Source organism: Pseudomonadota bacterium (assembly GCA_026388215.1).
Lineage (GTDB): Bacteria > Desulfobacterota > Syntrophorhabdia > Syntrophorhabdales > Syntrophorhabdaceae > JAPLKF01.
In genome coordinates, this window is record JAPLKF010000140.1 from 1 (window position 1) to 4,027 (window position 4,027).

Genomic DNA, 4,027 nt, shown 5'->3' on the forward strand with positions numbered 1-4,027 from the left:
TTTCACTGGGGTGTACTCTGTGAGAGATAAATGGCCTATAGGTATAAAGACATTGATTGCTTCCAGAAAGAAAATTCACCTGTCTGCTACAGGCAGGCCAGCACTGTGGGCTTTTTTAAACCTAAGACTAAATGCTATAAATGTAACTTAAATAAGAAAGAACCTCAATTTATCACGATTCCAGAAAAATAGAGTAGTTTTGTAAAAGCTAAAAACGATAGAAAAATTATACAAAAGTGTAGAGTTAATCTTATACTTCTTAAATTTTACTACATTACCTGTTTTATAAATTCGTTTAAAATCAACGGGTTAAATATTTTTTGTGAAAACTGATTTTCTGGCACAAAAAATGCTTATAAAATGCTTATAGATAAAATGTGCTTATGAGAAGGCAAATAAAAAGAAAAGGTTACAAAAACTGCTTAACTGCTTAGCTCATTAAAAGATGAAAAATGGGTAAAATACTGGTTATAGATGATAATGAAGATATGTGCCAGGTCATTTCAGATGCTTTGAAAGAAGAGGGTTTTTTGGTAAATACGGCTTATAATGGTAAATCTGCCATAAAAGAAATAAAAGATAATATATATGATTTTATCATTCTCGATTACAAGCTCCATGATATGTCTGGTCTTGAAATTTTAGGGGAAATACAGAAATTTAGTTCTTCATCGTCAGTTATAATGATTTCTGCCTATGGGAATGAATTCGTCAGGTCAAAGGCACATGAATTAGGCGTGTGCAGTTTTTTTGATAAACCTTTTGACCTGAATGCCCTTGTGGGGGCCGTGAAACAAAACTTAAAGGGATAGCTGATTGAGCTTATGGAATACATATAGTGATACTGGCTTGATGAGGTTAACCGCTCCTCATATAAAAGCGGAATAAAAAAAGGAGGTACTTATTATGGCAGTAGAAAAAGCAATCGGATCCAGCAGTTTGGTCGAGGTCATCGACAGAATACTCGATAAGGGTGTTGTTGTCGACGCATGGGTAAGGGTTTCTCTGGTAGGCATTGAGATACTCGCAATCGAAGCGAGAGTGGTCGTGGCATCAGTCGAGACATACTTAAAGTATGCCGAAGCAATAGGCCTGACAGCAACAGCGGCTTAATGCTTAAAAGCGATTCTTGCCGAGTCATCCTTGCAAGCCCCCCCGTATTGGATTGAAAGCATGACCCGCCAAGAAGTCGTTTTTACCAGGAATCATTTTTTGAGGATGATATGAAAGAGACAACAAATAACATCACTAACCTTTATGAAACAGGCGTTGAAGATATTGTTCGCAATTTTCAGGACTCCCTTATTGACAATAGAGATGAAAGAGAAAAGGTCAAGATAGAGTTACGCGAAAGTCTTGCTAAAAATAAATCTTTGAGAAGAAAAGATTTTGATAGCATGATGAAGGAGATACTTTTAACCCAGGACGAGAAAGAAAACGAGGCAAGGCATCTATTAAATAGCTATCTCAATGAGCAGGAAGAAACAGTTAATACCCTTAAGTCACACCTCACGGAAGTCAGGGATGCTTTGGATAAAGGCGAAGCTATAAGGGTAAAAGAATATCAGGAGATGCTCCAGAGAATCCTTGATGAGCAGGAAGAACGAAAGACCGAGGTTGCCTCAAAATTAAAGGAATTTCAGCAAGAACAACAAAAAATGATTATGGGGCTCAAAGATCTTTTAGCCAGGGAAAGAGGGCTTCGGATAAAAGACCTTAAGTCATTGCTTAACGAGTTTAAGACCCAGCGTGAAGAAAGAATGATTAAGTATGGAGAGCGAATTGCCCGACGGGATGAAAGACGGATGGAAGTAATAAATATGCTTCAAGAATTTAGAAGCTCGAGATTAAACAAGGAGGTATAAAGATGGGAATAGCAAGTGATATGAAAAGCATTACAGACAACATCATGACTTCATATAACATGAGAATAAAAGCAGTGGGCAATCTAATACAAGACACTCATGATACTTTGAAAGATTTTGCCACTGACAGAAAAGCGATGGGTGAAGAACAATCTAAAAACCTGACTGATTTTATCAACGGTCTGTCGAAAAATGTATTTGATTTGCGCACAGGATTTCGGAAAAGCCACAAGAAGATGAGTAATGAGCAGGAAGCCTTTCTGAAAAAATTTATCAAAACGTTATCAAAAAGCGTGGATGATATGCGAAAGGATTTTCAGAAGGATCATCAGAATATGAGTGATGAGCAGGCAAAAAATTTAACCAATTTTGTAAATGACCTTACCAAGGATGTAGGCTCCATGTTGAATAATTTTCAACGTGACCGCATAAAGACATCAAAAGACCTTAAGAATAATCTTGCGTATGAGGTTAAGGAAATTGAGCATTACGTGGATAAGAAACTTAAAGAGTTCGATAAATCCCATAAGGAAATGAGTGTTCAAATGAAGGAAGACCTCTCTAAATTCACAGGGGATATAGCAGATACTGTAAAAAAAATGCTTAAAGAATTTGATAAAAATCAAGCCGATGTGAGCAAGGAATTAAAAAAAACTAAGGATATCTGGACAGAGATGACCAATTTGCAGAATAAAGCAAGGAAGTCGAAATCTCTTAAAGATCTTGCCCCGAGTGTTAAGGTAAAAGAAAAGGTGATGACCGTTGCAGAGGCTTTAGAAGAAGAGGAAGAAGAGGAAGCGTCCCCTAAGATGGACCTTGAAGAAAGGGTATTGAAATTTATTAATAAACATCCAAAAGGGGTGAAAGTTGGCGATATGGAAAAGCCTCTTGGGGTCGCCAGAACAAGATTGGGAGTAATAGCCAAGAGATTATTAGAGGAGGGTCAAGTCAGGAAAGAGGATAACCTTTATTACCCGCTGTAGATTATTTCGGATTTCGGAATGTGGATTTCAAAATCTATTCTGCAATCTAAAATCTGCAATCCGCAATTGAAAAGGGAGGTTAGCACATGAACAGAGCATCAAATGGTATGAGGTCTCTTTGTGAAGATATCAAAGCCGGGCACGAGGATAGAGAAAAAAGTATAAAGAAGCTTAAAGAAGATGCAGGTGCTATTCGGGACAATGCGAGAAAATTCCTGAGGGATTCCAAGCAATTTCATGAGCAGATGAGTAAGGATTTAAAAGAAGAGTTACAGGAGCAAAAAGAAAATTTAGTAAAGAATATGAACGCTCTCAGGGAAGATTTCAAGAAGAAGGAAAATGAGACGAAGGCAGATCTGGATGAAGCCAGGAGGATATGGAATAAAACAAGCGCGATTTTGAAGGAAAAAAGAAATAAAGTCTAAAAAAGAGGTGGTTTAAAATGATCAATGATACCGATGTTGTTCTTGAACCAACGCCCTTGTCAGATTTTGTAGAAACCAAATATATAAAGGACATTACAAGCAGGATACTCTCATACATCAAGGCAGGTTTTCCAGTTCATTTCAGAGGACCATCAGGTACAGGAAAAACAACCCTTGCCATGCATATAGCAAGCAAGCTGAAAAGACCAGTCGTGCTGATCCATGGGGATGAAGAGTTTACAACCTCCAACCTTGTGGGCGGCGAGCATGGCTACAGATTCAGAAAGGTTGTTGACCGTTTTGTCTCAAGGGTTACAAAGGTGGAAGAGGACATGGTCAAACACTGGGTTGATAACCGTTTGACTGTGGCATGTAAAAATGGATTTACACTCGTATATGATGAATTCACACGTTCAAGGCCAGAGGCTAATAATATCCTGCTTTCTATCCTGCAAGAGAAAGTATTGGATATGCCTTCCGGGAATGGTGATGAAGGACCATATTTAAAGGTTGATCCAAATTTCACCGCAATCTTCACTTCCAATCCAGAAGAATATGCCGGTGTCCACAGAAGCCAGGATGCACTGCGGGATAGAATGGTCACCATGGATTTAGACCATTTCGATTATGAGACAGAGCTGGCTATCACCCAGGCAAAATCTAAAATCTCTAAACATGATGCAGAACTTATAGTAAATATTGTAAGGGGATTAAGGGAATCTGGAAAATGCGAATTTGAGCCAACAGTGAGAAG

Annotated in this window: 6 protein-coding genes; all 6 read left to right on the plus strand. The window is 38.2% G+C overall.

The window, feature by feature from the left end; all coding sequences use genetic code 11:
* Positions 1-452 precede the first annotated feature (452 nt).
* Positions 453-812 carry a response regulator gene (locus NTU69_08415; GenBank protein ID MCX5803536.1) on the plus strand — a complete coding sequence of 120 codons (360 nt, stop codon included), beginning with the start codon at positions 453-455 and terminating at the stop codon, positions 810-812.
* Positions 813-906: 94 nt separating this feature from the next.
* The gene (gene gvpA, locus NTU69_08420) at positions 907-1,113 is read left to right on the plus strand and encodes a gas vesicle structural protein GvpA (protein MCX5803537.1); all 207 of its coding nucleotides are present in this window, start codon (positions 907-909) and stop codon (positions 1,111-1,113) included.
* 110 nt (positions 1,114-1,223) lie between these two features.
* Positions 1,224-1,865: a hypothetical protein gene (locus NTU69_08425; protein MCX5803538.1), complete on the plus strand. Its 642-nt coding sequence runs from the start codon at positions 1,224-1,226 to the stop codon at positions 1,863-1,865.
* Positions 1,866-1,867: 2 nt separating this feature from the next.
* The gene (locus NTU69_08430) at positions 1,868-2,848 is read left to right on the plus strand and encodes a hypothetical protein (GenBank protein MCX5803539.1); all 981 of its coding nucleotides are present in this window, start codon (positions 1,868-1,870) and stop codon (positions 2,846-2,848) included.
* A gap of 86 nt (positions 2,849-2,934) precedes the next feature.
* Positions 2,935-3,273, plus strand: coding sequence for a hypothetical protein (locus tag NTU69_08435; GenBank protein MCX5803540.1), 339 nt, complete (start codon positions 2,935-2,937; stop codon positions 3,271-3,273).
* A gap of 17 nt (positions 3,274-3,290) precedes the next feature.
* The coding region (gvpN, locus tag NTU69_08440; GenBank protein ID MCX5803541.1) for a gas vesicle protein GvpN at positions 3,291-4,027 on the plus strand (737 nt) is incomplete at its 3' end.

What these genes read in the sequence shown, in the direction of transcription:
- NTU69_08425 (MCX5803538.1), top strand. Translation starts at nt 1,224, where the DNA reads ATGAAAGAGACAACAAATAACATCACTAACCTTTATGAAACAGGCGTT.
- gvpA (MCX5803537.1), top strand. Translation starts at nt 907, where the DNA reads ATGGCAGTAGAAAAAGCAATCGGATCCAGCAGTTTGGTCGAGGTCATC.
- NTU69_08415 (MCX5803536.1), top strand. Translation starts at nt 453, where the DNA reads ATGGGTAAAATACTGGTTATAGATGATAATGAAGATATGTGCCAGGTC.
- NTU69_08435 (MCX5803540.1), top strand. Translation starts at nt 2,935, where the DNA reads ATGAACAGAGCATCAAATGGTATGAGGTCTCTTTGTGAAGATATCAAA.
- NTU69_08430 (MCX5803539.1), top strand. Translation starts at nt 1,868, where the DNA reads ATGGGAATAGCAAGTGATATGAAAAGCATTACAGACAACATCATGACT.